The sequence below is a fragment of the Anaerotignum sp. genome, assembly GCF_040307045.1.
Taxonomy (GTDB): Bacteria; Bacillota; Clostridia; order Lachnospirales; family Anaerotignaceae; genus Chakrabartyella.
In genome coordinates this window covers 243005-269328 of record NZ_JAWRKF010000004.1, presented here as the reverse complement: position 1 = coordinate 269328, position 26324 = coordinate 243005, and the positions used below count along the sequence as shown (strand labels likewise).

Here is a 26324-nt window from a genome sequence, read left to right as displayed (position 1 = left end):
GTAAAAATGAAAAGATTGTTTTTATACAGGAAAAACGCTAAAAAAATCGAAAAATATTGACAGTCTATTTGGAAAATTGTTATAATTTAGGATAGCTTTTTTATATGATTTTGCGAAAGATAAAGACGTCAGTCTTTGAAACGGAGGATAGGAAAATGTTAGAATTGAAAAATGTCTCTTTTTCGGCCGATGGGAAGGAGATCTTGAAAGATATTAATTTGATCATCGAGGATGAAAAATTTGTGGTTATTACAGGCCCAAATGGCGGAGGTAAATCTACTTTGGCCAAAATTATAGCAGGAATTGAAAAACCTGAAAGCGGCCAAATTTTTTTAGATGGGCAGGATATTACTCAATGGGGTATCACTGAACGTGCAAACGCTGGTGTGAGCTTTGCATTTCAGCAACCTGTACGCTTTAAAGGCGTAACTGTTAAGGATTTGGTCACCCTTGCCAGTGGCAAAGACTTAAGTACCGCAGCGGCTTGTGAGTATCTGGCGGCTGTTGGACTTTGCGCCAAAGACTATATTGACCGAGAGGTGAATGGAAGCCTTTCCGGCGGTGAATTAAAACGCATTGAGATTGCAACAGTTATGGCAAGGAAGACAAAACTTACTTTATTTGATGAACCGGAAGCGGGCATTGACTTATGGAGTTTTAAAAACTTGATTGATGTGTTTGAAAAGATGCATGAAGAAATCAAAGGTTCTATTTTGATTATTTCCCATCAAGAACGAATTTTGAATATTGCTGATCAAGTAGTTGTGATTAGTGGTGGACAAGTTGCCAAGGTTGGCACAAAAGAGGAAGTTTTGCCCGGACTGTTTGGCGTAGATTCCGGTTGCAGATATTTTAAGGAGGCACAGCACCATGTTGAATGATGTGATCAAAAATTTGCTTGCCGAGGTGGCAGGTATTGCAAATATTCCCGCTGTTGGGGCATTTAATATTCGTAGTAACGGCAAAAGCGCAGGGAGAAACTCCACAGAAACCATTCAGATTGTTTCTAAAGAGGATGGTTCAGGAATTGATATCATTATTAAGCCTGGCACAAAAAACGAAAGTGTACACATTCCTGCATTGATTTCAGAAACAGATATGCATGATGTGGTTTATAATGATTTTCACATTGGTGAGGATGCAGATGTAACCATTGTAGCCGGCTGTGGCATCCATAACTGTGGTAGTGGTGTATCGCAGCATGATGGCATCCATCGTTTCTTTGTTGGAAAGAATGCAAAAATCAAATATATTGAAAAGCATATTGGCGAAGGGGATGGCAATGGCCAGAATATAATTAACCCCCAAACTCATATTATTGCAGAGGAAAACAGTTATATTGAGATGGACACTGTTCAGTTAAAGGGTGTTGATTCTACTAAGCGTATTTCCAGCGCAAAGCTAGCAGAGGGTGCAACTGTTATTATTAAAGAAAAAATTATGACCCATGGTGAGCAGTATGCAGAAACATCTTTTGATGTTGATTTAGACGGAGAAGGCAGTAGTGCAAAGTTGATTTCCCGTTCTGTTGCCAGAGATGACTCTAAGCAATTGTTCCGCTCTAAACTTTGTGGAAACAATGCTTGTTACGGTCATTCTGAATGTGATGCGATTATCATGGATAATGGCATTGTAGCAGCTGAGCCAGAAATTATTGCCAACAATGTGGATGCAACCCTCATTCATGAGGCGGCTATTGGTAAAATCGCAGGGGAGCAGCTGACAAAACTGATGACTTTGGGTTTAACTGAAAAAGAGGCAGAATCTCAAATTATAAATGGGTTTCTAAAATAGATCCCAAAGGAGATGGGCATGTGAGCAGTACGGTAAAAAAGGAAATTTTCAGCTGGATTAAGACAATCCTTTTGGCGGTAGTATTGGCTGGCTTGGTGAACACATTTTTGATTGTGAATGCACAAGTTCCTACAGGTTCAATGGAAAACACCATTATGACTGGTGACCGCATTTTGGCCCTTCGTACATCATATTGGTTTGATGAGCCCCAAAGGGGAGATGTTATTGTATTTCGTTATCCCGATGATCCAGAGGGGAAAACTCTATACGTAAAACGCATTATTGGCATGGGTGGCGACGTGGTTGAGGTAGAGAATGGTAATGTTTATATCAACGGCAGCGCTTTGGAAGAGCCATATATAAAAGAAATAACCCAGGGGAATTTTGGCCCTTATGAGGTGCCGGAAGGTAGTTATTTCATGATGGGGGACAACAGAAATAGATCTTTGGATTCCCGCTATTGGGAAAATCAGTATGTAGAGCCAGACGCGATTTTAGGCAAGGTTGTATTGCGCTACTTCAGGGGCTTCAAATGGATTTCATAATAGGGGGCAAAAAGTATGAATAAAAAGGACAAGTTACTATTAGCCTTTCTAGGATTCTTGGTGGTTGCGGCATTTGGAGGTGGCTTAATTTGGAACAACAGCAAAACATTTACCACGGAAAAGTGGGTAAACTATGAGGACAATAGTCGTCAGGCTATTGTAAAAAACTTTTTGGACAGAACTGTTATTGATGGCCTACCGGAAGAAGAACTGATTGGCTATCTTGGAGTGCCTGATGACAAAAAAGGAGAAGATTTCATTTACTATTTGGGTGAGCCGAAAGGTTTATTTGGATCCAAAGATGGTGAAGAAGAATATCTGATTTTTACTTTTGCAGATGGAAAGGCCGTAGACGTAAAAAAGGTTTTAGCGACTGCCTTGGCGTTAGAGTAGGAGATGACCGGCATGAAATGCCCCTTTTGTGGAGAAGAAATGACTGAGGGTTCCTTAGAATCCGGTAGATGTTTTATGTGGAAAGCAGAAGATGAACGTGGCAAAAAAAAGGAGTACCTATTGACCAAGAACTACATGGGTGGCGCAAAGCTGAGGGGTGAAATCTGCCCTTATTGCCGTAAGTTGGTTTTAGAAATTCCTGAAAACCACTACTAAGAGATTTTTTACCTTTGAAATAATTATTAAAAACCTCTTATTTGTGGCAGGATACATAACAGAGATTAATTATAAAAGGAGGAGTTAGATATGAAAGCAACAAAAGATATGACAATTGGTGAACTTTTAATGATGGATAGAGGTGCAGGTGAAATTTTGATGGAAAATGGTATGCATTGTGTTGGGTGTCCTTCTGCGGCAGGAGAAACACTGGAAGAAGCAAGCATGGTACATGGCATGGAGATTGACAAACTTTTAGCTGATATTAACGCTTATTTAGAAAACAAAGGTGAATAAGATTAATTTTGTGTTTGGCTTACTTTATTTGTTATGACTCCAATAGGGCAAGTCAATGCACAAAAGCTTGAAATGAGAAGTATAATTTATCTAAAAAAGGCTGTAATGGAGTTTTCCATTACAGCCTTTTATTATGCTTGTATTTCTGGATTGTTATTATGGGTTTGAAGCTGTTTTTCTAAAATGGTATAGTCAACACCGGTGACTTTGTTTGGCCAGTTTTCCTTTACTGCTTTCATCTGCTCATTAGCAGCGTCCCATCTGCCTTCTTGGATAGCCTCAAAAATTTGTACAAAGGCATTCAGTCGGGGTAAATTTCCACCCATAGGAAGGCTTAGAAAACGTTTTTTATATTTTTTAATTAGATCAAGAGCTTGCTCATTTTCACCCAAATGGATCATGACATAAGCAAGGTTTAAGAAATAAACAGCACCATTGGCTTTTTTTAATGCACCACCATTGATACCTCTCAGTTTCTGCTTTGCTGTTACATAGTCGCCCTTTTCCATATAAGCAACAGCAATGTTCATGGTGAGCATGGAACGGATGTTGTTGGGGCGTTTCCCCGCCAACAATTTCTCTGTTTCAGCAATATAAGCATCAGGATCCGTTTCCATAAGCGGTAAAATGGCATTTACCTTTTGCGCAAATTTTTTAAACCAATGGGCATAGTATGCAAGGCATAAGCCCATTGCAAACATAATCAGGTAAAAAACAATTTGCCCATTGTTGCCCAAAATACTGCCTGCCCCTAAAAGAACAAACATTGCAAATAACGCTAATACATACAACTTCTTCATTTCTAACTTCCTCCTTTGTTCTACTGTAATTCCTCCCATTGGGAGTAGAGCAGTTCCAACTTCTCCTCAAGTTTTGTTTTTTCCTCGAAGATCTGCTGAGCTTTTGTATAGTCTGCACTGGCAGCTGCCATATCCTCGTCTGCTTTTTGAATTGCACCTTCGGTTTCTTCAATTTCTTGCTCTAAACGAGAGATTTTTGCTGCCATTTTTCGCTCTGCCGCTTGCTGTTCTTTTTGCTTTAACCAGTCCGCTTTGGTTTCGCTAGTGTTCACAGGTTGGGTAGAGGTGGAAACGGTCCCCATTTCTTTCGCCTTTTCCGCTTCATTTCGTGCTTGCTCAGTCTTTTTTTCCAAATAGTAATCGTAGTTTCCCGCATATTGCAACACGCCGCCTGGTGTTAATTCTAGGATTTTTTCTGCGGTTTTATTGATAAAATAACGGTCGTGGGAAATATATACTACAGTTCCTTCATAGCAGTTTAGTGCGTTTTCCAGAATTTCTTTTGAAAACATATCCAAATGGTTGGTAGGCTCGTCCAGCATCAGCAAGTTTGCTTTAGAAAGCATAATTTTTGCTAAAGAGACACGTCCTTTTTCACCGCCGCTTAGGGCTGAGATTGGTTTGAATACATCATCATTCGTGAAAACAAAGGCAGCCAAAACATTTCTGATTTGCCCTGCGGTTAAGTTGGGGTAGGTGTCAGAAATTTCATCAAAAATAGATTTTGACTCATCAAGCTTTTGCTGTTCCTGATCGTAATAGCCAACATGAACATTTGTGCCAAAGCGGATGATTCCGGAATCACTTGAAACTTCTCGTAGGAGCATCTTAAATAACGTTGATTTTCCTACGCCATTGGGCCCGATGATTGCGGCCTTTTCTCCACGTTTTACATCAAACCCGACATTTTGAAATACTTTGTTACCGCCATAAGACTTGGAAAGGTCTTCTGCATGAAGCACATCATTACCACTTGTAATAAGTGGTGTTAAAACCAGTCGCATATGGTCAGGCAAAGACTCGGGGCGATCAACACGATGGATTTTGTCCAACGCTTTTTCTCTGCTCTCCGCCCGCTTTATGGACTTTTCTCGGTTAAAGGCACGGAGGGTGCGAATAACTTCTTCTTGGTGCTTAATTTCCTTTTGTTGATTGTCAAAAGCTTTTTTCTGAACCACAAGATTTATTTCTTTTTGTTGCGTATAGAAACTATAATTTCCGTTATAAACATTTGATTTTTTATTTTCAATTTCTACGACTTTTGTCACAATCCTGTCTAAGAAATAGCGGTCATGAGAAATAATAAGCACGGCACCTTCATAACCTCTTAAGAAATCCTCCAACCATTCAATAGAGGCAATGTCTAGGTGGTTTGTAGGCTCGTCCAGAAGCAGGATATCTGGCTTTGATAACAAGAGTTTGCCAAGGTAGATACGGGTTTTCTGTCCTCCGGAGAGCTGTGTTAGAGGCCGGTTAAAATCTCCCTCACTAAAGCCAAGGCCTTTCAAGACGCCTTTCAGGCGGCTTTGATAACTGTACCCGTCATTTTGCTCAAAAAAATGTTGTAACCGAGAATATTCCTCCATCTTGTCGGACAATTGTTGTCCCGCCAAATTCCCCATTTCGTTTTCCATTTCACGAAGAAGATTTTCAGTTTCCAATATCTTTTCAAAAACGGATAGCATTTCCTGATATATGGTACGGTTGCTTTCCACCTGTTGGTTTTGGGCCATATACCCAAGGGAAGCATCTTTTTTGATATAAAATTCACCGCCATCAGCAGAAGTTTCTCCTGTTAATACACGGAACAAAGTTGTTTTGCCTGCGCCATTAACACCAACAATGGCGGCTTTTTCTTTTTCTTCCAAATGGAAGGTGATTTTGTCTAATATTACATCAATGCCATAAGCTTTGTGTAATTGCTTGCATGCTAGTATCATCTTTTTCTCCTCCGTTTTTTCTGGGGATACAAGTACAATCATATCAGAAAAACGCCTATAATAAAAGAGTTATTGTTGACAATAAAATAACAGGAGTGCTATACTAATTTTAAGTTGACACGGAGAGGATTTGGATATAATGGATAGTGAGAAGAGAATTTCGCCGGCGGTGATTAATCGGCTTCCAAGATATTACCGCTATTTGGGGGATCTTTTGGAAAGCGATATTACCAGGATTTCATCAAAAGAATTAAGTGCAAAAATGAACATCACTGCGTCACAAATTCGTCAGGATTTAAATAATTTTGGTGGCTTTGGGCAGCAGGGCTACGGTTACAATGTTGAGTATCTTCATAACGAAATCAAGAAGATTCTTGGGTTGGACAGGTTATATAATATGATTGTGGTTGGCGGGGGCAATATTGGCCAGGCTTTGGTAAATTACACTAACTTTGAAAAAAGAGGCTTTGTGATTAAAGCCGTTTTTGATACAAACCCTCGTTTAATCGGTATGACCATCCGTGGTGTAGAGGTTTATGACGTTGATCAGATGGAGCAATACGTTAAAAACAATAGCGTAGATGTTGCCATCCTTACTTTGCCTCGTTCCAAGGCTGTGAAAGTTGCTAACGATTTAGCAAAATGGGGCGTAAAAGGGATGTGGAACTTTAGCCATGTGGATTTGCAGGTGCCGGATGATGTTTTGGTAGAAAATGTGCATCTTACAGACAGCTTAATGACTTTGCTTTATAAGATAAATGAGATGTATAGTGAAGAAAGTGAACTGAATCACCTTGCAAATGGGTTGCCCATTAAGCCAATGCTTGATTTAGAAGATTAATATTGAAAAAACTGCTCTCTTTGGGGCAGTTTTTATTTTATATAAAAAAGGACGTGAATTTGTGGTTCATATATTTGCTTTCATATCATATGTTTTTGTATCTTGTATCACGCCTGGTCCCAATAATATTATGAGTATGAACAATGGTGCTAGGTATGGTGTTAAGAAAAGCTTGCCTTTTTGCGCAGGGGTAGGAACAGGATTTTCATTGGTTTTAATCGGCTGTATCTTATGTAATCTATTTCTAAATCGATATATCCCAAGGATTGTGGATGTAATGACAGTGCTGGGCGCTGGATATATCCTATATTTGGCTTGGGTTGTTTGGAAGGATAAGACCAAGGGAGAAAAGAAAAAACCTCGTCAGTTAGACACAAGAGCTTTTGGCACTGCGGTTATACTACAGTTTGTAAACCCTAAAGGGCTTTTGTTCGGCATGACTTTAATCACGAATTTTGTTTTTCCTTATGATCAGTCTATTGAGGCTTTTATAATGGTGTTGGCTTTCAATTGGGTGGTAGTCTTTCTAAGTTGTGGGTGCTGGGTTCTCTTTGGTTCTGTCTTTAGGAGTTTTTTTGATAAGTATAGAAAGGTTCTGAACGGGGTTATGGCACTGCTTCTTGTTTATTGTGCAGCATCTTTGTTTATGTAAACTAGAGTGATTGATGTGTATATTTTTTGGTGGATTTATATGATTTGAAAAATGACCATTGCTCATAGGACATTAACAAATTAATAACAATTTGAGTTGGTTACATAAATCAAAAGTCTATTAGTATTGTGTATGCATTTTTATAGAAAAGGATAAGAAATGGGTTCTCGTTTCTGGTGTGCAAAATTATGGTTCAAACAAAGGAAAAGAAAAGCTATATGTTTTCGAATAGAGATTTAAAAAGGCTAATCATACCCATGGTCATTGAGCAGCTATTGGCAATTTTAGTTGGGCTATCGGATTCGATTATGGTTGCCAGCGTTGGGGAGTACGCTGTTTCTGGCGTTTCTTTAGTGGATAATATATTTGTATTGCTGATTTATTTGTTTGGTGCCCTTGCTACGGGGGGCGCAGTGGTTGCAGGTCAATTTTTAGGGCAAAATAAACGGGAAAAAGCTTGCCAAGCCACAAATCAGCTTGTACTTTTTACGGCTATTTCCTCTGTTGTGATTACAGGGGGGATATACTTAGCAAGAAATTTTATTTTACATAATGTATTTGGCCGAATTGAAGCAAATGTAATGGGCAGTGCAAAAACCTATTTAATGATTGTTTCTGCTTCTATCCCTTTCATTGCTCTTTATAATGCAGGGGCGGCTATCTTCCGATCAATGGGTAATTCAAAGGTGCCAATGTATCTTTCCTTGCTGATGAATGCCATAAATGTAGGTGGCAATGCCGTTTTAATTTTTGGCTTTGGTATGGGGGTAAAAGGGGCAGCCATTTCCACCCTGGCTTCTCGTATCATTGCGGGGGTGGGGATTATACTACTCCTTCGTGGTCAAGAGCATACCCTACACCTGTCCAAGCCATTTTCTTTTCGCCTAGACAAAGGCATGCTAAAGAAGATAGCATATATTGGTATTCCCAATGGGCTGGAAAATAGCATGTTTCAATTGGGCAAGATCTTAGTTCTAAGTATGGTAACGAGCTTTGGCACAGCAGCAATCGCAGCAAATGCCGTGGGCAATATCATTGCTACATTTCAGATTATGCCAGGTATGGCTGTAAGCATGGCGTTAGTAACGGTATGCTCTCGCTGTGTTGGTGCGGGGGACTATGAAATGGCAAGGTTCTATACCATAAAAATTTTAAAGCTCATTCATTTTTTGATTATTATTTTCAACTTTATTATTCTGCTTGTGTTGCCGGGTATTCTGGCGCTGTATCAGCTATCTCCAGAGGCAACCAGGTTGGCTACACAGATTTCATGGCTTCACGGTATTTTTGCAATTATCATTTGGCCAGAGGCCTTCTCGTTGGCAAATACACTCCGGGCTGCTAATGATGTGAAGTTTTGTATGGTTTGGTCTATTTTCTCCATGTGGTTATTCCGAATTGTTTTTAGTTATATCTTAGGGGTACATTCTGGACTAGGGTTGTTTGGTATTTGGATTGCCATGATCATTGATTGGTGTGTGCGAGCCATATTCTTTGTTTTCCGTTACCGTGGCACAAAGTGGCAACGACATAAAATCTAGGTACGATAGGTTGCAACACCCGGTTGCGGTGATGCAAAGGGGACTTGCTTGTGTCTTAGGGGGAGTTGCGTTATGATGGGGGGAAAACACAGGAGGAGGTTGGGATTACACTAGGAGAGAAAATACAACAGCTTAGAAGAGCCAGTGGGATTTCTCAAGATCAGTTGGCGGAACAACTCAATGTTTCTCGTCAGTCTGTTTCGAAATGGGAGTTGAATCAGGCTGTTCCAGAAATAAACAAAGTGATAATGATAAGTGAATTGTTCTCCATTAGCACGGACGAGTTATTGACAGAAAAAAGTGTGAGTCAATCAGAAGGGGTCAGCAAACCAGCGGATACAATTACCTTGGAGGAAATCGCGAAAATAAATTTGGCCAATAGACAAATAATCATTGGTGTAAAAACCTTGGTTTTAGGGCTTGTAATGGTGGTTTTAGAATTTTTGTTTTTGCCAGTTTTTGGGATGATTCAGAAGGAACATGTAAATGGTCAGGGGTTTTATACAGAGTTTATGAGATATGCTTCTATGCAGCCAATGCCAATGGTATTTTCAATTACTATTGTCATTGGTTTGATTGGAACGCTATGCCTATTAAAAGGCTATTTTTATCGGAAAAGTAATAGAACGAATCCATAATAAAAAGGTGCCATTTAATGAATGGCACCTAAATTAATGTCTTTCTACAGCTCCTTCAGGGGGCTGTAATTTTATTTCTTTTTTACTGGATAGCAAACCTCGGTTACCCATTCATCGCTGTTAGAGGTTTCATGGGGACTTACATGGTAGATGCAAAAGGAAAGGCCATTAAACTCATATCCATTATCCTTTACCCAATTTGCAACGGCTTCATTTACTTCCCCAACTTTATCATAATTGCCTTGATAGGTGGCGGAAGCAATGAGTGTTGCATCCACAGTTTTAAAGGTAACGTGCTGTGTATCGGGATACGTTCCTTTTACTGATTTTTGTACCTCTACATCTACATCAGATTCTTTATGCTCCCCATCATGGAAGATAGCTAGGGTGTAACAAGGATCTCCATCTTGCATCTGCAAGGGGGCAGTCTCCTGCATTAAAATTCCCCAAAGGAGTCCCTCTTGATTATAAGAAGGGATAATTTGCCTTACACTTGCGACATATCTTTTAGGTAGTTCTTTCAAAGAAATACTATATGGCATAGCTTTTCCATCCTTTCTGAGTTTGGCGATAGTGCTTTCCAAAAGGAGTAGACGCCTTTGGATATCTGCTGATTCTTCCAAAACCTCAGCCTTTTTTACTGATAGGAGATGGGAAAGGGAGTCAGAGTCCTCAAAATTCTCTATAATTTCTTTAATAGTCGCTAAAGAAAAACCCATGTTTTTTAGGGCGGTAATTCTTTCGGCAACGGGAAGTTGCCCTTCGCTGTAATAACGATATCCGCTGAAGGAATCTATGGTTTGTGGCTCTAACAGGCCGATCTCATCGTAGTGACGCAGCATCCTGATACTAATCCTTGATAATTTTGAAAATACACCTATCTTTAGCATTTTATCACCTCACGCGTGGTTTTAATTGAGCTCAAAGTCAGTATATAGTATCACATAGTGTAAGAGTCAATGGGTATTTTTTAAGAATTTTAATAAAAATCCCCCTGGTGATTTTGTTAGAATCAATCAAGGGGGATATGCTTTATTTTGTTTTACCTAAATATGCTTGCTTGATTTCCTCGTTCGCCAAAAGTTCTTCACCAGTGCCTTCCATGGTTATGGTGCCTGTTTCGATAACGTAAGCTTTATGAGCAATTTTCAATGCCATATTTGCATTTTGTTCAATCAACAGCACGGTGATACCCTCTTTGTTGATTGTTTGGATGATTTTAAAGATGTCCTTTACAACCAAAGGAGCAAGGCCTAATGAAGGTTCATCCATCATAATTACCGTTGGTCTGCCCATTAAGGCACGACCAACGGCTAGCATTTGTTGCTCACCACCAGAAAGGGTGCCGGCCATTTGCCATTCTCTTTCTTTTAGGCGTGGGAATAACGAAAAGACATACTCCAAGTCGTCTTTTAAGTTATCTTTTCTTAAGTAAGCACCAATCTTTAGGTTTTCCATTACTGTTAAATTGGAGAAAACCCTTCTTCCCTCGGGTACTAAGGTAATTCCTTCAGATACAATAAAATCTGGTGAATGGCCAACTATTTCTTTGCCCTTATAAAGAATAGAGGCTTGTTTTGGCTTAACCAGACCTGAAATTGATTTTAAGGTCGTGGATTTACCGGCGCCGTTGGCGCCAATAAGGGTTACAATTTCCCCTTCGGGCACCGTTAGATTAATCCCTTTAACGGCTTCGATTCCGCCGTAGGATACAACTAAATCCTTAATTTCTAAAATATTACTCATCGTCAGCCACCCCCAAATATGCATCGATTACCTTCTGGTTGTTTTGAATTTCATTGGGTGTGCCGTTTGCAATCATTTTACCAAAGTCGATTACATAAATACGATCTGAAATATCCATTACCAGGTTCATATGATGCTCAATCATAAATACTGTAAGGTGGAACTGGTCTCTGATTTTTTTGATAAAATTCGTTAATTCATCTGTTTCCTGTGGGTTTAATCCTGCAGCAGGCTCATCCAACAAAAGAAGGGATGGGTCAGTTGCCAAAGCACGGGCGATTTCCAGGTGACGCTGTTTACCATAGGGTAATGAGCTGGATTTTTCATCTTTTAGTTCGTATAAGTCTAAGATGCGTAAAAGCTCAAAAGCATCCTCTTTCATCTTTTTTTCTTCTTTCCAACTAAGCAGGAAAGTATCGGCAAAGACATTGGCTTTCATCCTCATGTGCTTTGCAATTAATACGTTTTCCAAAACGGTCAGTTCTTTAAATAAACGAATATTTTGGAACGTACGGGCGATGCCCAATTTCGTAATTTTATCGGGTGTTGGTTCTAACACTTTTTTATATTTGCCCTTGTTTTCCCCAGCATAGAGTTTTTCCATTTTACCCTTGGGATAGTTGGAAATGATATTTTTTCCTCCAAATTCAACAGCACCGTTGGTAGGTGCATAAACGCCGGTAATTACGTTGAAAGCCGTCGTTTTACCGGCACCATTGGGCCCGATCAGAGAAACGATTTCTCCGTTATGTACTTCTAGGCTGAGGTTGTTTACTGCAACAACACCACCGAATTGCATGGTTACATCTTGCACGGAAAGTACTTTCTTACTCACAGGTTTCACCTCCCGTATTTTTCTTTTTATCCAACCGTTTTAGAATAAAGTTCCAATTGAGCTCTTTCATACCCATAATACCACGACGGAAGAATAAAACAACAAACATTAAAATCAAAGAAAATACAACCATACGGAAACCGTTTTTTAACAGAGGCACCTTGAAATTTCCGATAAAAGTTTCCATATCTAAGAAGCGTAGCCACCATTCTCTGGCTGCAATAACTAGGAAAGATGAGATAATACTTCCTGAGATAGACCCCATACCACCAATTACAACAATCAGCAGAATATTATAGGTTAAAGTGATGTTAAAGGTTGTGGAGGTAATAGCCCCCAAATACATACCCATTAATGCCCCGCCAACGCCAGCAAAAAAAGAGCTTATAATAAAAGATAGTTGTTTGTGACTAGCAAGGTTGATACCCATTGCTTCTGCTGCAATTTCATCCTCCCGAATTGCTTTAAAGGCGCGGCCATAGGATGAACGAATCAGAAGGGCAATGATTAAAATACAAATCCCTACAACAATAAAAGGAAAGTAAAAGCTGGGAAATTTGGGAATCAACTTTAATCCCAGAGAGCCATTTGTAATTTTATTCATTGGTGAACTACCAACGATGATACGAACAATTTCTGCAAAGCCTAAGGTGGCAATGGCAAAGTAATCACTTTTCAATCGCAAAACGGGTGCACCGATGATTGCTGCAAGAATTGCGGCAACGAGACCCGCTAAGATGAGTCCAACCCAAATGGGCACCTGCATATTTGAGAGCCAATCGGCAACACCATAAAGATAATAAACACCGCTACGGCTTTGGACAGGGATGGTAAAGATGGCAAAGGTGTAAGCACCAACTGCCATAAATCCTGCCTGGCCTAAGGAAAACAGCCCAGTAAAGCCATTTAATAAGTTCATTGAGACTGCCACAAGTGCGTAAATGGAACCTAATTGCATTACCGTACGAAGCATAAAGTTAGGTCGTGTATAATTATTTACATAAAATAAAATACCTGCACATACCAAAAGGGCAATCACGGAAAAAAGGATATTTAATTGGGTTTTCTTTTTTTCTGTCATGTTTTACACCTTCTCAGTTATTTTTTCGCCGAACAGACCTGTTGGCTTAATCAGTAGGATAACGATAAGTAATATGAACGTAAATACATCGCTGAATTCGGAATAGCCGGCAGCTTTAATAAATGTTTCGGACAAGCCAATAATGAATCCCCCTAATACTGCACCAGGAATGGAGCCAATACCACCGAATACTGCTGCAATAAAGCATTTTAATCCTGGCAACGAACCAGCCAGTGGATAGACGGAAGGTCGTGGCGTGAAATACAGTATGGAGCCGATAGCCGCCAATAAACAGCCAATAACGAAGGTAAAACTGATGACGCGGTTGATTTTTATACCCATCAGCTGAGAGGTCTCAAAGTCTTTGGAAACGGCTCTCATAGCCATACCGATTTTGGTGTGGTTAATAAGCTGCATCAATACGAAAACAAATACCAAAGTTAAGATGGGTGTGATAAAGGTTACCACAGAGGTGGAAATTCCCCCGATTGTAATGATCTTTGTTAAAAAACCAATGGTGGGGTAGGGCTTAGGTAAAGCCGAGAATAGATATGTAGCCACATTTTGCAAAAAGTAGGACACACCTATTGCAGAAATCATAATGGACATACGAGGTGCACTTCTTAAGGGTTTATAGGCAATTTTTTCGATTACAACCCCGAGAACAACAGTTGCGGTGATAACAACGATAATTGCGATATACCAAGGCAAAGCAAAGTTTACCATGGAAAAAATCATGAAATAAGCCGCCATCATAAAAATATCGCCGTGGGCGAAGTTGATTAAGCGCAGAATACCATATACCATGGTATAGCCGATGGCGATCAAGGCATATATGCCGCCAATAGAGATGCCTGTTAGACAGTATTGTAAAAAAGCGTTTGTTGTCATGGTTTCTACCTCCAGACAAAAAATAGTTGGATTAGCAGCTTGGAAAGGTTTAAAAAGGGAAAGCACCTTTTGTAATTTAAAAAAATCCTTTGTTTCCTTTGCAAACCTTTGCAAGCCGCGCTTACAGAAAAAGTGCCGGGAGGCTAACTTCTCCCGGCGAATTATTTGAATAAATGAGCCAAGGGAAACGTGTCCCTATTCCATATGATTCAGTGAACCGAATTATTCAGCAGACTGAGTTTTTAAGAAGTTAAACTTCCCATCTTTAATCTGTTTGATGTAAGCAACGTTTTTAACTGCGTCACCGTTTTCATCAAAGGAGATTGCACCGGTTACACCGTTGAAGGATACTGTTTTTAATGCATCACGCAGAGTAACAGAGTCAAGTGTTTCAGCACCGTCCATTACTTTTAATGCTTCATAAATGGACATATAAGCATCGTAGCCCAAAGCGGAAACAGCTGCAACACCATCGGAACCGCCGTTTAATGTGAGGTTCTGGGGATTGCTGTTTAAGTAAGCCTTGAAGCCTTCAACAAACTCTTTTGCAACGGGGTTTGTTTCATCGTGTTCATCAAAGAAGGTGGAAAGTGCAACGCCTTCAGCTGCGGAGCCAGCAGCTGAAATGATGGTTTCATTTTCCCATGTATCACTTGCGATGATCTGTGCTGTAACACCGTTTGCTTGAGCCTGAGGCAACAACAATGTAGCAGTAGCAATAGAGGAAGGAGCAAAGATACAATCGGGCTCTGCAGCCTTGATGGATGTCAAGATGGCGTTGAAGTCAGATTCATTTGTCTGGTAAGTTTCGTTTGCAACGATGGTACCCCCCATTCCTTCAAATGCCTGTTGGAAGAATGCAGCAAGGCCTGTGGAATAGTCATCACCATTCTGGCTGATAAGAGCAGCTTTTGTGTAGCCCTGTTCAATTGCATAAGAAGCCATAACTGTTCCCTGGAAAGGATCCAAGAAGCAAGTACGGAAATAGAAGTCATTGCCCAATGTTACCTGAGGGTTTGTGCAAGAAGCACCCATAGCAGGAACCTGTGCATCAGCAAATGTTTGGCCGGCAGCAATGGAAACACCAGAGCCATAAGAGCCCAGAACTGCAACAACACCAGAGCTAATCAAAGACTGAGCCGCTGTTACTGCCGCTGTTTTATCAGATTGGTTATCTACTTCTACTAACTGAATGTTGTATGTAGTGCCATTAATGTCAACGGTGGGATTTACCTGGTTTGCATAGCGCATACCCAATACTTCCTGCATACCGCCGCCGCCGTTCTCTCCTGTTGTAGGTTCGAAAACACCGATTTTGATAGTGTCGCCTTCGATAGCAATGCCTCCTGTTGCAGGTGTGTCACTTGCTGCACTATCATCAGCGGAGCTGCTGCCGCAAGCTGCCAGTGATAACATCAGTACAGCTGACATAGTCAAAGCCAAAAACTTTTTCATAATAATACGACCTCCCTAGTCCTTTTTTCGTCCCCTCGAGGACAAAACATTGTTTGTGTCGATGCGTGTCCTTTGTGAGAGGACATATGCTTTTTGCATCGTTGACATGAGTGTACCACAATTTGCATTATTAGGCAATAATTACAAAAATTTTTTCGCAAAAATAAATACAAGTGTCCACGTAGGGGTTTACAAGTACATGCTATTTTTTTTTGTGAAAGAGGTAGAAAATAAAGCCTTCTTCCTTTATAATAAAATGCAGACTGAAAACCAGAATAGCGAATGGGATTCACTCCTTTCCCTTTTAGGAAAAGGCTGCAACCTTCCCGTGAATGCAACCACCTTTGTACTTAGGTGCTTGGTTAGGGTTTTAAATCCATAGGGAAACTGGACAATTTGTTAGTATAAAACAGAACTGGAGGAGAAAAACTTGAGTAAAGCCGATGATATTTTTATTAAAAACTGTAAGGAAATCCTTGAAAATGGCTTTTCTACCGAAAACGAAAAGGTTCGTCCTCACTGGGAGGATGGGCAACAAGCATATACAATCAAAACTTTTGGTGTTGTAAATCGTTATGATCTCTCAGAGGAATTTCCACTTTTAACTTTAAGGTTCATTAATTGGAAGGCAGCTATTGATGAAATCCTATGGATCTGGCAGAAAAAGTCCAACAATATTAACGACTTAAACAGCAAAATTTGGAATTCATGGGCAGATGAAAACGGTTCCATTGGAAAGGCCTATGGATACCAACTTGGGGTGCCCTATCAATTTAAGCATGGCAATATGGATCAGGTGGATAATGTTTTATGGCAATTGAAAAACACGCCTTATTCCCGACGTATTATGACTAATATTTATAACTTTGCGGATCTGACAGAAATGGGCTTGGAGCCATGTGCATACAGCATGACATTTAACGTTGTAGGAGACAAGCTGAATGCAATTTTAAATCAGCGTTCACAAGATACTTTGGCGGCCAATAACTGGAATGTAGTTCAGTATTCAGCCTTGTTGATGATGTTTGCCCAGGCCAGTGGGTTACAGGCTGGAGAACTAGTTCATGTTATTAGTGATATGCATATTTATGATAGACATATTCCTATGATCGAAGAATTAATTCAAAGAGAGAAATTTCCTGCGCCAAGGGTGCGTCTGAATCCGGATGTAAAGAATTTTTATGAATTTACTGTGGATGATTTTATTGTTGAGGATTATCAGCATGGAAAGCCCATAGGGCGAGTGCCTGTGGCAATATGATAGGGGTGTTTAAATGAACTTAATGGTAGCAGTGGATGAACAATGGGGAATAGGGAAAGATGGGGACTTATTGCGCCGTATTCCAACGGACATGAAGCGTTTTCGTGCTATGACAATGGGAAATGTTTTGATTTTAGGACGGAAAACGTTAGAATCCTTTCCCAATAAAAAACCTTTGCCCAATCGGGAGCATATTGTATTGACCCAAAACTTAGCATATCATGGGGAGGGAGTGACCCTTTGTCATGACATAGATGATTTGACTCAACTGCTAAAAAAATTTGATGGCAAAGAAGTTTTTGTGGCAGGGGGCGGAAGTGTTTACCAACAGCTTTTGCCGCTGTGCCAAAATGCGTATATTACTAAAATCCATGATATCTATCCGGCGGATACCTTTTTTCCAAATTTAGATGAACTTCCTGATTGGGAGATTGTGGACGAGGGAGAAGTATTGGAAGACGAAGGTGTTAAATTTTCATTTGTGCTTTATCAGAGAAAGAAATGAATGGGGAGCTTTACTTGAGCTGTCAAAAAGGGATGTCCATGGACATCCCTTTTTTTTAACGCCCGTTAAAGAAGGGATTTTGCCTTCTCCAGAAGAAGTTGTGTTTGGTTCATTTGGGGGTTTTGGTGTACAATATCTAAAAGCAGCCCTAACAGATTCCCTACTTCTTTTCCCTTGGGCACCCCTAAATCCATCAGCATTTGCCCATCCACAGCTAGTTCCTTCAAGCTGAGGCAGTCGTCGTCAGATATGATTTTTTCTAAGCACTGGGCTGATTGTTGATGGGATGAGTTGGGACGCAAAATGGATTGGAGGGTAATCAGCTGCCAAATGGAATGAACTCCAAGCCTTCCAGCCAATGTCCTCATCCCATAACCTTGGATGGGTAAGTCCTGCTTTATATTTTCCACTAAAATGCAAATTTGCTTTAGGCTGTCGTTATCAAATTTTAGCTTTTTTAGAAAAGCCTTGGCTTCTTGTAACGTGTAGTCCTGCAAAACCATGGTCCAACGCAGGATTGAATCCTTGGGCGTTTGCTGTAGTTGAGATACAAAGGTGCCTTCTCTTTCTGCCAACCTTGTAGCAAGAAGAGGATCTATTTGGGTTAGCAATCCGCTTGTCCAAAGAAGTGGCATTCTATCATAATGTTCGCATAGCCAAAGTTTATCCATTTCATCATGAATACGTTCCACACTAATTTTTTGGATTAATTTAGTGTTTTCGCATAGGGCTTTGTATGTTTCATCTTCTACGGAAAAGCCCAATTGTGCGGCAAAGCGCACACAGCGCAACATGCGTAGGGCATCTTCTTGAAAGCGTAGGGGAGGGTCCCCTACACCCCGTATGGTTTTGGTTTGAATATCCTCCATACCGTGAAAAGGGTCTTGGTAGCCTTCTTTTGGGTGATAGGCGATGGCATTCATAGTAAAGTCCCGACGGAGCAAATCTTCCCTTAAGTTTTTTGTAAAAGCAACACTGCTTGGTCGGCGACAGTCTTCGTATTTGCCCTCCACACGATACGTAGTAATTTCGTAATTTGTATGATTTAATACCACGGTGATGGTACCGTGCTGAATACCTGTGTCAAAGGTGCGAGAAAATAATTTTTTTGTTTCTTGTGGTGGGGCGGATGTGGTGATGTCCCAGTCCTTTGGGTGTGTATTTAATATAGTATCCCGAACACAACCTCCCACAATATAGGCCTCATGGCCCCCTTCATTTAGAGTGTTTAGAATATATAAAACATCTTTGGGCAACGGGTATGTAAACATATGCATTCTCCTTTTGGTTGGATAAGAGTAAATCTTCAAAACCATAATTTTATTTAAAGGAAGATCTCATAGGAAATATAAATAAGACCAATTCTTTTGTTTTGATCATTTTCATTATAAAAAATATTTTTTTGAATTGTTCTATATATAAAAAAAGCCAAGCTTGCCATTCAACCTTTTTAATGATTAGAATATTATAACATATATTCTAAAATTAAAATAATAAGTTGACGCAGTTTTTTTAAAAAGGGCAATATTTCGTTTATGAGGGATTATTGTGTAGAAAAAGAATTTATATTAAGATATTTTTAAAAAAGTTTTTGGAAAGTGGTTGACAAATTGTCTAAGGAGTGCTAATATATTTTTTGCAGTCAACAAGTGCGCGCCCTTAGCTCAGTTGGTAGAGCAACTGACTCTTAATCAGTGGGTCCAGAGTTCGAGTCTCTGAGGGCGCATATACAAAGCAGAGTGGCTTAGAGGAATTCTAGGTTGTTCTGCTTTTCTTTTGTATTTTTTTACTCCCTAATTTTGGGAGTTTTTCTTTTTTTACGGATATTTTGGTGAGTAACTCCATAGAATGGTACAGAAATGTTTTGTCCGTAATCGGCAGGGGGAATGGATATGGAGGACATGTACGAAAAAATATTGTGGGAGGGCTATGGACTGCGGTTTTATAGCGGAACACGCACTCGAACAGGTCTTGTCTGCAAGACGGACAAAGGACTCAGAGAGTTGAAAAAGGCGAGGGAACGAATGAATAACATTCGGTATGCTCATGATGTAAAGGAATGTCTATATCGAAATGGATTTACTGTCATCAGTAGGTTTTATAATACGATGGACGGACAGCCTTGCTTTGCCAAGGATGGAACTTTATACGTTTTGGAAGAACTTTTACCATCTACGCCACTGGACGAAGATGGAAAGGATTCATTTGTAAAAGGGGCAGAAACCTTGGGCAAGATGCATCAGTGTGCAAAGGGGTTAGAAAGTACGTTTATTCAGTGGGACAAAGAACGGTTGCCAGGACAGTTTTCAAAGCGAAGGGTAGAGCTAGCAAAAATAAAGCGTCGCATTCAGCGACAGGGTGGTTATGATTCTATAGACTTGTTGGTAATGGATAATTTTAATACATATATGGAGCAGACCATTCAGGCCGAAGAATTTTTGCAAAGAGCACAGTATAAAGATTTGGTTGAACGGGCTGAAAGGGAAGGCGCTTTTTGTCACCACAGCTTTAAGGGAGAAAACCTTAGAGTGAGCGATGATGGGAGATTATATGTAGGTGGTTTCGAAGGTTGCAATAGTGATATTCCATTATTGGACTTAGCAGCATACCTAAAGCGGTATATGAAGAAAACGGATGGGGACAAAGATGGTGTTTTCCAAATACTTGAGGCATACCAAAAAAATAACCCCTTGGAAGACAAAGAGAGAGTGTTATTGCAGGCACTGACTATTTATCCGGAGAAGTTTTTAAGGCTAGTGAATGAGTATTACAACAAAAGAAGGGCCTGTGTTTCTCCAGCCATGCAAGAGCGGTTAGCGTTGGCAGTGGAAGAAGAAGGACGGGCGAGAGAATTATTTCATTATATTCAGGAAGTCTAATCATGGCCACGCCAAAACAAAGGTCCTTTACTTCATAGGCGCAAGATTACATCTATGGAGAGAGGACTTTTCGTTTTTTCCCGTTTTTACAGGGGATATGGAGAATAAGCTTTGTCATTTCTTCTTGCAACTTAGAAGGGAAACGTATAAAATGTATTATAGGTACGTCTGAAAATTCCCCAAAGGAGGAGAAGCTGATGAAAGACTATCACTTTGAAAGAGATGACCATGAATTTGATCAAACCATTCGATTAGATGATATAAATGAAGAATTGAAAAAGCTGGAAAAAGAAAAGGAACAGGTTGAGGATGATTTGGGGGATAAAGATGCATTTTTGGATGCTTTCGAATCGGAAAAATTTGACATGAAACCAGTGGGTAGTGAACCCGAGATAGCCAAAAGTACAGATGGGAAAGTTCCTCCTAATGATGGGGACGAGCCCTTCCTTAATAAAAAAACGGTGGCAATTGTGACTGCCGTGGCAGTTGTGGTGGCGATTGCATGTTTTGCGTTGGTGCGGGGGATGTTTCCATCGGGCAATAAAGATAAGGCTTTAGCCCAAAATGAGATGCCTATGCTGATCCAAGGCGTATTGGATGGTGGTGAGCTGATTGTTTATGATATTAAGCAAGATGTGAATAAGAGTATTGCCATTACGGAGGAAACTGTATTGACCAATGAGCAAGGCCAAATCTCACCAGAGATGCAATTTAACGCTGGAGACCTTGTTTTGATTGGATTAGATAAAGACGGAAAGAACATAATAAATATAAGTTTAGGTGGAGAAATTCATACTATCGAAGAAACCGGGTTAACTGCGGATACAGCCGCGAAACAACTGGTGGCAGAAGGGAAAAAATACAGCTATAGAGAACAAACTATGTTTTTATATAATCAAGAAGAAGTGAATCCCAAAGAACTGGAAGCTTGCGATGTGCTGGTTTTAAAAAGTTATGACAATATAGTATGGTCTGTGGATGTAGCTGAATATCATGGGTATATTTCAGTTGAAAATAAGGACAATATTGTAAATGGGAAGTTTAAGCTGGATGAAGAGGAAGAAGTTGCACTTGTTGAGGTGGAGCGTATTCCCGTGAAAGAGGGAACCCATACCATTACTGTTTCTGGTGATAACATTGAAAAAAGAACAGACAGCGTCTTTGTGGAAACGGGAGAGGTATATGTTTATGACCTTTCCAAGGCACAAGAAAAAGTTGGCGTTTTAATTATTAATGCCAATGTGACGGATTATAAGCTTTATATTAATGGAACCTTGGTAGATAGCACAGTTCCATCCGTATTACCTTTGGGTGAATATGATGTTGTGATTTTAAAAAACGGTTACACCGAATGGAGCCAACATATTAAATTGGATTCGGACACCTTATCCATTGATGCAGAGCTACAAAAAGATATACAATTTGGGACGGTTGTAATCTCATCTAATGTGGATGGGGCACAACTATATATTGATGGTAAAGAGATGGGGGTCTCCCCTTTAGAAATGAGTTTGCCTTATGGAAGTTACAATCTTGAGGTATACAAAAGTGGATATGAGCCGTTTAGCACTACCGTTTGGGTAAACAGCAGCTCCACTCATGTAAAGGTTGAATTGGAAAGAGAGTAAGAGGAGGCGGGTTTATGGATCATATGAAAAGATACCAACAATGGTTAGAGGATCCTACTATTGATGAAGAAACAAAGGCAGAGTTACGTCATATTTCTCAGAATGAAAAAGAGATTAAAGAACGCTTTTATAAAGATTTAGAATTTGGCACAGGTGGTTTGCGTGGTATTATTGGCATGGGTAGCAATCGGTTGAATTCCTATACTGTGGGAAAGGCAACACAAGGCCTGGCAAACTATATTCAAAACGAGGGAACAGCAGCAAAAGGGGTAGCAATTGCATATGACTCCAGGCACATGTCTCCAGAGTTTGCAGAAATTGCAGGGTTAGTTTTGGCAGCCAATGGGATATGTGCCTATGTATTCCCTTCTTTGAGGCCTACACCCATGCTTTCTTTTGCCGTAAGGCATTTGGGCTGTACCGCTGGTATCGTTATCACAGCCAGCCACAACCCCCCAGAATACAATGGGTATAAAGTGTATTGGAAAGATGGTGCGCAGGTGGTTGCCCCCAGAGACAAGGGCATTATAGATGAAGTAAATGCTGTTGTCGAGTATGGCCAGATTCGAAGAATAGAACGGGATGAAGCCGTAGAGAAGGGTCTGTATAAAATCATTAGCCAGGAAGTTGATGACTGTTATGATGAGCAGGTGTTGGCCCAGCGCATTTGCCCAGAGGTTGTAGAATACATGGGAGATAAAATATCCATTGTGTATACACCAATTCATGGTTCGGGGAATTTACCTGTACGACGCATTTTAGAAAAGGCGGGTTATAAAAACGTATTTGTGGTGCCAGAACAAGAGATGCCGGATTCTGATTTTGCCACAGTTGGTTATCCAAACCCTGAGGATCCTAATGTCTTTACATTGGCCAAAAAATTGGCGGAAGAAAAGATGGGCGACGTTATCGTTGGTACCGATCCCGATTGTGATCGTGTAGGGGCTATGGTAAAGAACTATAAAGGCGAATATGTTGTTTTGACAGGGAATATGATTGGTGCATTACTTACAGAATATATTCTATCACAAAAAACTGAAAAGGGCGTATTACCCAAAAATGGCGCAGTGATTAAAACCATTGTAAGCACAGAAATGATTCAGGCCATTTGCGATTATTATGGTGTAGAAAAAATGGATGTTTTGACAGGGTTCAAATTCATTGGAGAGAAGATTAAAGAGTTTGAGGAAACAGGTTCCCATGAGTTCCTTTTTGGTTTTGAGGAAAGCTATGGGTGTTTAGCGGGAACTTATGCCAGAGATAAGGACGCAGTTGTTGCTACGTTGCTTATTTGCGAAATGGCTGCCTACTATAAGCAAAAAGGTATGACCCTTTACGATGGTTTGCAAAAGCTATATGAAAAATACGGCTATTACCTGGATGGTGTTAAGGCCATTACATTAAAAGGGCTTGATGGAGTGGAGCGTATTCAAAAAATCATGGCAACTTTACGCCAAGACACACCAAAAACTTTTGCCGGAAAGGCTGTTGTGTGGGCAAAGGATTATAAAACCCGGATTTTCAAGAATTTACAGACGGTAGTGGAACAGACCAGCCCAATGCCCCCCTCTGATGTTTTATACTATACCCTGCAGGATGGAACATGGCTTTGCGTGAGACCTTCAGGAACAGAACCTAAGCTGAAATTCTATATGGGGGTTAAATCAGATACCCTTGAAACTGCAAACGAAATGTTGCGCCAGGTAGAGAAGGATTTAGATGAAAAGGTGGCAGCAATTCAATAAAAACGGAAAAAATACACCCTCATCCTTTGGATGGGGGTGTATTTTGAGTTCTTGAAAAATTTTAATAATTTAAATGATTTTATTAATGAGATACTATGGCTAAAAAAAGACATAATTTATCATTATGTCTTTTTATGTTTAGTGAACAGGAAATTACTTCTTACCACCGATGCAGATTTCTTTTACATAATCAAATTCATCGGTGATTTCCTTATTTGGAGCCTTTGTCAAAAGGCTGACAATAATAATTGTAATAAAGGAAAGCAAGAATGCAGGCAGTAATTCGTATATATTCCATACCCCGCCCAAAGGTCTGATCATATATTTCCAAATGAATACCATTGCACCGCCAACAAGCATTCCAGCTAGGGCACCCTGTTTATTGGACCGTCTCCAGAACAATGCAGATAAAACCACAGGGCCGAATGCGGCACCAAAACCTGCCCAAGCAAAGGAAACAATACCAAATACGGAACTGTTGGGGTCACGTGCGATAAAGGCAGCGATAACGGAGATAATAATAACAGAGCATCTAGCAACACTCATAGCCTTTTTCTCAGACATTTTTACTCCGAAGAAACTTTGCAAAAGGTTATGGGAAACACTTGAGGATGCCGCCAAAAGTTGAGAGTCAGCGGTGGACATAGTAGCGGCCAGTATGCCAGCCAAGATAATACCTGCCAGTAGGGCAACAGCTACGCCGTTCTGACTTAACAAACCTGCAATCTGTACGATGATGGTTTCTGAACCAGAACCCTCCAAAACTGGAAGGGCACCAACTTTAGACATACTATAACCAACAATACCAATAAAGATAGCTACGGTCATGGAAATGACTACCCAAATTGTTGCAATACGGCGAGAAAGAGATAATTTTTCTTTATCTTCAATGGCCATAAAACGAAGCAGGATATGGGGCATACCGAAATAGCCTAAGCCCCAAGCTAATGTGGAACAAATGGTCAGGAAATTATAGGGCTTAGCAGCATGATCCGCAACGCTATATAATTCGTTCATGCTTAAGTATCCAGGCAGTGCTCTGGCATTTTCCATTACGGTGTCAAAGCCGCCGGAAACCTTAATTCCAAAGATTACAACTACAAATAATGCGATTGTCATTACAATACTTTGTATTAAGTCTGTAGTACTGGCAGCAGAGAAACCGCCTGTTGCTGTGTAGGCCACAATTACAATTGCACTAATGATCATTGCTGTATGATAGTTTACACCGAAGATACTGCTAAAGAGCTTGCCGCAAGCAGCAAAACCAGAAGCGGTATAGGGAATAAAGAAGATGATGATAACCACGGCTGCAATACACATTAGGATGTTTTTATCATCTCTGTATCTTCTGGAGAAGAAATCAGGTAATGTGATAGAGTTTTCAGCCACATGAGAGTAAATACGGATACGCTTTGCCACGATGAGCCAGTTGATATAAGTGCCAACAGCTAAACCAATTGCTGTCCACGTTGCATCTGCGATGCCTGAGAGGTAAGCGACCCCGGGTAGACCCATTAAAAGCCAGCTACTCATGTCTGATGCTTCTGCACTCATGGCTGTTACAAATGGACCTAGCTTTCTACCTCCTAAATAAAAATCCCCTACGTTTTCGTTCTTTCTAGACCAATAGATGCCGATAGCTACCATTGCCATCAAATAAATTGTGATAGCAATCATGATAGATATTTGTGCTGATGTCATAATTTCAAACCCTTCCTTATTTAAGTTCTAAAGTTCTTCTGAAAACACAAGAATCATATCTAATGTTATAGTTCTATTTTTACCAAAAAAGTTTTATCGATGGTAGAATCATTTGTGGGCTTTTTGGAAAAATTATAAAGAAATTCATCATGATGAGTTTTCAAAAAGTTCTAGTTGCTTATAAAATTATAACATAATCTTAACAAGACTGAAATACAGAATAAAGTATAGAATGAATACTATACTAAAAATAAAAAATAGCCAAAAAACCTTTGTATAATTGGTTTTTTGACTAGACGAAATTTAATATATTTTTTTGTGCAAAAAATATTAGTTACAAATTACAATCTTTTTTGTTACGGAATCCAGCTAAAAAGAGGGGCATCATAAGTTTAGCATACTGGCAAAGGGAGTATTCCCCGTTACAGATGCACCAGTCGTAGATTAAGGCTCTCTCACATAAAGCATATGCTTTTACAAACTCGTTGACGGAAACATCACAACGCAAGTCTCCTTTTTGTTGGCCTTCTGCCGTAATCTGCCTTAGTAGTTTATAATACACCCGATTATGGTCTAGTAAGTGTTTTTGTCCGCTGGTAATAAGCTGAGAGGAATATAACCTTGCCAACAAATCCATTGACACACTGTTATCAATCATGCGGAATAATTCTTGATTTAAAAACATGAGTTTATCAAAGCTATCCATTTCACCATCAAGCTGGGGCATTATTTCTTGATATTTGTTATCAAAGAGTTCAGAAAGAGTTCCCAAAAGGGCATCTTTCCCACCGAAATAGTGATAAAAAGATCCTTTTGATGTGCCGGAAGCCTCTACAATTTCTTCAATTGTGGTATCATCATAGCCTTGCTCATAAAAAAGCCTCCATGCTGCCGCAATAATTTTATTTTTCGTATTGCGGTTGTTCTTCTTACCCAT

Annotated in this window: 26 protein-coding genes and 1 tRNA gene; 16 read left to right on the top strand and 11 right to left on the bottom strand. The window is 40.0% G+C overall.

What is annotated here, in order from left to right; all coding sequences use genetic code 11:
- Positions 1–155 precede the first annotated feature (155 nt).
- From ABVZ64_RS03445 to ABVZ64_RS03420, 6 genes are all read left to right on the top strand, one after another.
- Positions 156–881 (top strand): ABC transporter ATP-binding protein, encoded by a 726-nt coding sequence (locus tag ABVZ64_RS03445; RefSeq protein ID WP_352399656.1) that lies wholly within the window; start codon positions 156–158, stop codon positions 879–881.
- Complete coding sequence (locus tag ABVZ64_RS03440) at positions 871–1794, top strand: SufB/SufD family protein (protein ID WP_352399655.1); 924 nt, start codon at positions 871–873, stop codon at positions 1792–1794. The genes ABVZ64_RS03445 and ABVZ64_RS03440 overlap by 11 nt, the downstream gene beginning before the upstream one ends.
- Positions 1795–1814: 20 nt before the next feature.
- A complete protein-coding gene (gene lepB / locus ABVZ64_RS03435; RefSeq protein WP_352399654.1) occupies positions 1815–2339 on the top strand; it encodes a signal peptidase I in 525 nt (174 codons plus the stop codon).
- A 15-nt stretch (positions 2340–2354) separates the two neighbouring features.
- The gene (locus tag ABVZ64_RS03430; RefSeq protein ID WP_352399653.1) at positions 2355–2732 is read left to right on the top strand and encodes a hypothetical protein; all 378 of its coding nucleotides are present in this window, start codon (positions 2355–2357) and stop codon (positions 2730–2732) included.
- A gap of 12 nt (positions 2733–2744) precedes the next feature.
- Complete coding sequence (locus ABVZ64_RS03425) at positions 2745–2948, top strand: PF20097 family protein (RefSeq protein WP_352399652.1); 204 nt, start codon at positions 2745–2747, stop codon at positions 2946–2948.
- Between the two features lie 90 nt (positions 2949–3038).
- The gene (locus ABVZ64_RS03420; RefSeq protein ID WP_352399651.1) at positions 3039–3245 is read left to right on the top strand and encodes a DUF1858 domain-containing protein; all 207 of its coding nucleotides are present in this window, start codon (positions 3039–3041) and stop codon (positions 3243–3245) included.
- A gap of 131 nt (positions 3246–3376) precedes the next feature.
- Here the strand turns inward: ABVZ64_RS03420 and ABVZ64_RS03415 are convergent, their stop codons facing one another.
- Complete coding sequence (locus ABVZ64_RS03415; protein WP_352399650.1) at positions 3377–4045, bottom strand: hypothetical protein; 669 nt, start codon at positions 4043–4045, stop codon at positions 3377–3379.
- A gap of 20 nt (positions 4046–4065) precedes the next feature.
- Complete coding sequence (locus ABVZ64_RS03410; RefSeq protein ID WP_352399649.1) at positions 4066–5985, bottom strand: ATP-binding cassette domain-containing protein; 1920 nt, start codon at positions 5983–5985, stop codon at positions 4066–4068.
- Between the two features lie 139 nt (positions 5986–6124).
- Here ABVZ64_RS03410 and ABVZ64_RS03405 point away from each other — a divergent pair, with 139 nt between their 5' ends.
- The 4 genes from ABVZ64_RS03405 (at position 6125) to ABVZ64_RS03390 (ending at position 9657) form a co-directional block, all read left to right on the top strand.
- On the top strand, positions 6125–6826 hold the full coding sequence (locus ABVZ64_RS03405) for a redox-sensing transcriptional repressor Rex (protein WP_352399648.1): 702 nt from the start codon (positions 6125–6127) through the stop codon (positions 6824–6826).
- A gap of 61 nt (positions 6827–6887) precedes the next feature.
- The gene (locus ABVZ64_RS03400) at positions 6888–7478 is read left to right on the top strand and encodes a LysE family translocator (protein ID WP_352399647.1); all 591 of its coding nucleotides are present in this window, start codon (positions 6888–6890) and stop codon (positions 7476–7478) included.
- Between the two features lie 188 nt (positions 7479–7666).
- A complete protein-coding gene (locus ABVZ64_RS03395) occupies positions 7667–9019 on the top strand; it encodes an MATE family efflux transporter (RefSeq protein ID WP_352399646.1) in 1353 nt (450 codons plus the stop codon).
- Positions 9020–9084: 65 nt separating this feature from the next.
- Positions 9085–9657 (top strand): helix-turn-helix domain-containing protein, encoded by a 573-nt coding sequence (locus ABVZ64_RS03390; RefSeq protein WP_352399645.1) that lies wholly within the window; start codon positions 9085–9087, stop codon positions 9655–9657.
- Between the two features lie 71 nt (positions 9658–9728).
- Here the strand turns inward: ABVZ64_RS03390 and ABVZ64_RS03385 are convergent, their stop codons facing one another.
- The 6 genes from ABVZ64_RS03385 to ABVZ64_RS03360 all read right to left on the bottom strand — a co-directional run bounded on the left by ABVZ64_RS03385 (position 9729) and on the right by ABVZ64_RS03360 (position 15665).
- Entirely contained in the window at positions 9729–10547 is an 819-nt protein-coding gene (locus tag ABVZ64_RS03385; RefSeq protein ID WP_352399644.1) for a MerR family transcriptional regulator, read from the bottom strand.
- Positions 10548–10689: 142 nt separating this feature from the next.
- The gene (locus ABVZ64_RS03380) at positions 10690–11394 is read right to left on the bottom strand and encodes an ABC transporter ATP-binding protein (RefSeq protein ID WP_352399676.1); all 705 of its coding nucleotides are present in this window, start codon (positions 11392–11394) and stop codon (positions 10690–10692) included.
- Between the two features lies 1 nt (position 11395).
- Positions 11396–12256, bottom strand: a complete 861-nt coding sequence (locus ABVZ64_RS03375) for an ABC transporter ATP-binding protein (RefSeq protein WP_502892578.1) — start codon at positions 12254–12256, stop codon at positions 11396–11398.
- The gene (locus tag ABVZ64_RS03370; RefSeq protein WP_352399643.1) at positions 12231–13319 is read right to left on the bottom strand and encodes a branched-chain amino acid ABC transporter permease; all 1089 of its coding nucleotides are present in this window, start codon (positions 13317–13319) and stop codon (positions 12231–12233) included. Before ABVZ64_RS03370 ends, ABVZ64_RS03375 begins: the two co-directional genes overlap by 26 nt.
- A 3-nt stretch (positions 13320–13322) precedes the next feature.
- Complete coding sequence (locus ABVZ64_RS03365) at positions 13323–14210, bottom strand: branched-chain amino acid ABC transporter permease (RefSeq protein ID WP_352399642.1); 888 nt, start codon at positions 14208–14210, stop codon at positions 13323–13325.
- A gap of 222 nt (positions 14211–14432) precedes the next feature.
- Positions 14433–15665 carry an ABC transporter substrate-binding protein gene (locus ABVZ64_RS03360; protein WP_502892576.1) on the bottom strand — a complete coding sequence of 411 codons (1233 nt, stop codon included), beginning with the start codon at positions 15663–15665 and terminating at the stop codon, positions 14433–14435.
- A 430-nt stretch (positions 15666–16095) separates the two neighbouring features.
- Here ABVZ64_RS03360 and thyA point away from each other — a divergent pair, with 430 nt between their 5' ends.
- A complete protein-coding gene (thyA, locus tag ABVZ64_RS03355; RefSeq protein ID WP_352399641.1) occupies positions 16096–16926 on the top strand; it encodes a thymidylate synthase in 831 nt (276 codons plus the stop codon).
- Positions 16927–16939: 13 nt separating this feature from the next.
- A complete protein-coding gene (locus ABVZ64_RS03350) occupies positions 16940–17431 on the top strand; it encodes a dihydrofolate reductase (protein ID WP_352399640.1) in 492 nt (163 codons plus the stop codon).
- 65 nt (positions 17432–17496) lie between these two features.
- Here the strand turns inward: ABVZ64_RS03350 and ABVZ64_RS03345 are convergent, their stop codons facing one another.
- Complete coding sequence (locus ABVZ64_RS03345; protein ID WP_352399639.1) at positions 17497–18702, bottom strand: CCA tRNA nucleotidyltransferase; 1206 nt, start codon at positions 18700–18702, stop codon at positions 17497–17499.
- Positions 18703–19084: 382 nt separating this feature from the next.
- Here ABVZ64_RS03345 and ABVZ64_RS03340 point away from each other — a divergent pair.
- From ABVZ64_RS03340 to ABVZ64_RS03325, 4 genes are all read left to right on the top strand, one after another.
- Positions 19085–19157, top strand: a tRNA-Lys gene (locus tag ABVZ64_RS03340).
- Positions 19158–19323: 166 nt separating this feature from the next.
- Complete coding sequence (locus tag ABVZ64_RS03335; protein WP_352399638.1) at positions 19324–20310, top strand: YutH/CotS family kinase-like spore coat protein; 987 nt, start codon at positions 19324–19326, stop codon at positions 20308–20310.
- A gap of 197 nt (positions 20311–20507) precedes the next feature.
- Positions 20508–21938 carry a PEGA domain-containing protein gene (locus ABVZ64_RS03330; RefSeq protein WP_352399637.1) on the top strand — a complete coding sequence of 477 codons (1431 nt, stop codon included), beginning with the start codon at positions 20508–20510 and terminating at the stop codon, positions 21936–21938.
- Positions 21939–21952: 14 nt separating this feature from the next.
- A complete protein-coding gene (locus ABVZ64_RS03325) occupies positions 21953–23683 on the top strand; it encodes a phospho-sugar mutase (RefSeq protein ID WP_352399636.1) in 1731 nt (576 codons plus the stop codon).
- 153 nt (positions 23684–23836) lie between these two features.
- Here ABVZ64_RS03325 and putP read toward each other — a convergent pair whose 3' ends face one another.
- Positions 23837–25387, bottom strand: a complete 1551-nt coding sequence (gene putP, locus ABVZ64_RS03320; protein WP_352399635.1) for a sodium/proline symporter PutP — start codon at positions 25385–25387, stop codon at positions 23837–23839.
- Between the two features lie 334 nt (positions 25388–25721).
- Positions 25722–26324: a TetR/AcrR family transcriptional regulator gene (locus ABVZ64_RS03315; protein WP_352399634.1), complete on the bottom strand. Its 603-nt coding sequence runs from the start codon at positions 26322–26324 to the stop codon at positions 25722–25724.

Excerpts from the sequence above, each read along its gene's own strand:
- ABVZ64_RS03445 (WP_352399656.1), top strand. The coding sequence starts at position 156 with ATGTTAGAATTGAAAAATGTCTCTTTTTCGGCCGATGGGAAGGAGATC.
- ABVZ64_RS03440 (WP_352399655.1), top strand. The coding sequence starts at position 871 with ATGTTGAATGATGTGATCAAAAATTTGCTTGCCGAGGTGGCAGGTATT.
- ABVZ64_RS03430 (WP_352399653.1), top strand. The coding sequence starts at position 2,355 with ATGAATAAAAAGGACAAGTTACTATTAGCCTTTCTAGGATTCTTGGTG.
- ABVZ64_RS03425 (WP_352399652.1), top strand. The coding sequence starts at position 2,745 with ATGAAATGCCCCTTTTGTGGAGAAGAAATGACTGAGGGTTCCTTAGAA.
- ABVZ64_RS03420 (WP_352399651.1), top strand. The coding sequence starts at position 3,039 with ATGAAAGCAACAAAAGATATGACAATTGGTGAACTTTTAATGATGGAT.
- ABVZ64_RS03415 (WP_352399650.1), bottom strand. The coding sequence starts at position 4,045 with ATGAAGAAGTTGTATGTATTAGCGTTATTTGCAATGTTTGTTCTTTTA.
- ABVZ64_RS03410 (WP_352399649.1), bottom strand. The coding sequence starts at position 5,985 with ATGATACTAGCATGCAAGCAATTACACAAAGCTTATGGCATTGATGTA.
- ABVZ64_RS03405 (WP_352399648.1), top strand. The coding sequence starts at position 6,125 with ATGGATAGTGAGAAGAGAATTTCGCCGGCGGTGATTAATCGGCTTCCA.
- ABVZ64_RS03395 (WP_352399646.1), top strand. The coding sequence starts at position 7,667 with ATGGTTCAAACAAAGGAAAAGAAAAGCTATATGTTTTCGAATAGAGAT.
- ABVZ64_RS03385 (WP_352399644.1), bottom strand. The coding sequence starts at position 10,547 with ATGCTAAAGATAGGTGTATTTTCAAAATTATCAAGGATTAGTATCAGG.
- ABVZ64_RS03370 (WP_352399643.1), bottom strand. The coding sequence starts at position 13,319 with ATGACAGAAAAAAAGAAAACCCAATTAAATATCCTTTTTTCCGTGATT.
- ABVZ64_RS03365 (WP_352399642.1), bottom strand. The coding sequence starts at position 14,210 with ATGACAACAAACGCTTTTTTACAATACTGTCTAACAGGCATCTCTATT.
- ABVZ64_RS03360 (WP_502892576.1), bottom strand. The coding sequence starts at position 15,665 with ATGAAAAAGTTTTTGGCTTTGACTATGTCAGCTGTACTGATGTTATCA.
- ABVZ64_RS03350 (WP_352399640.1), top strand. The coding sequence starts at position 16,940 with ATGAACTTAATGGTAGCAGTGGATGAACAATGGGGAATAGGGAAAGAT.
- ABVZ64_RS03345 (WP_352399639.1), bottom strand. The coding sequence starts at position 18,702 with ATGTTTACATACCCGTTGCCCAAAGATGTTTTATATATTCTAAACACT.
- ABVZ64_RS03335 (WP_352399638.1), top strand. The coding sequence starts at position 19,324 with ATGGAGGACATGTACGAAAAAATATTGTGGGAGGGCTATGGACTGCGG.
- ABVZ64_RS03330 (WP_352399637.1), top strand. The coding sequence starts at position 20,508 with ATGAAAGACTATCACTTTGAAAGAGATGACCATGAATTTGATCAAACC.
- ABVZ64_RS03325 (WP_352399636.1), top strand. The coding sequence starts at position 21,953 with ATGGATCATATGAAAAGATACCAACAATGGTTAGAGGATCCTACTATT.
- putP (WP_352399635.1), bottom strand. The coding sequence starts at position 25,387 with ATGACATCAGCACAAATATCTATCATGATTGCTATCACAATTTATTTG.
- ABVZ64_RS03315 (WP_352399634.1), bottom strand. The coding sequence starts at position 26,324 with ATGGGTAAGAAGAACAACCGCAATACGAAAAATAAAATTATTGCGGCA.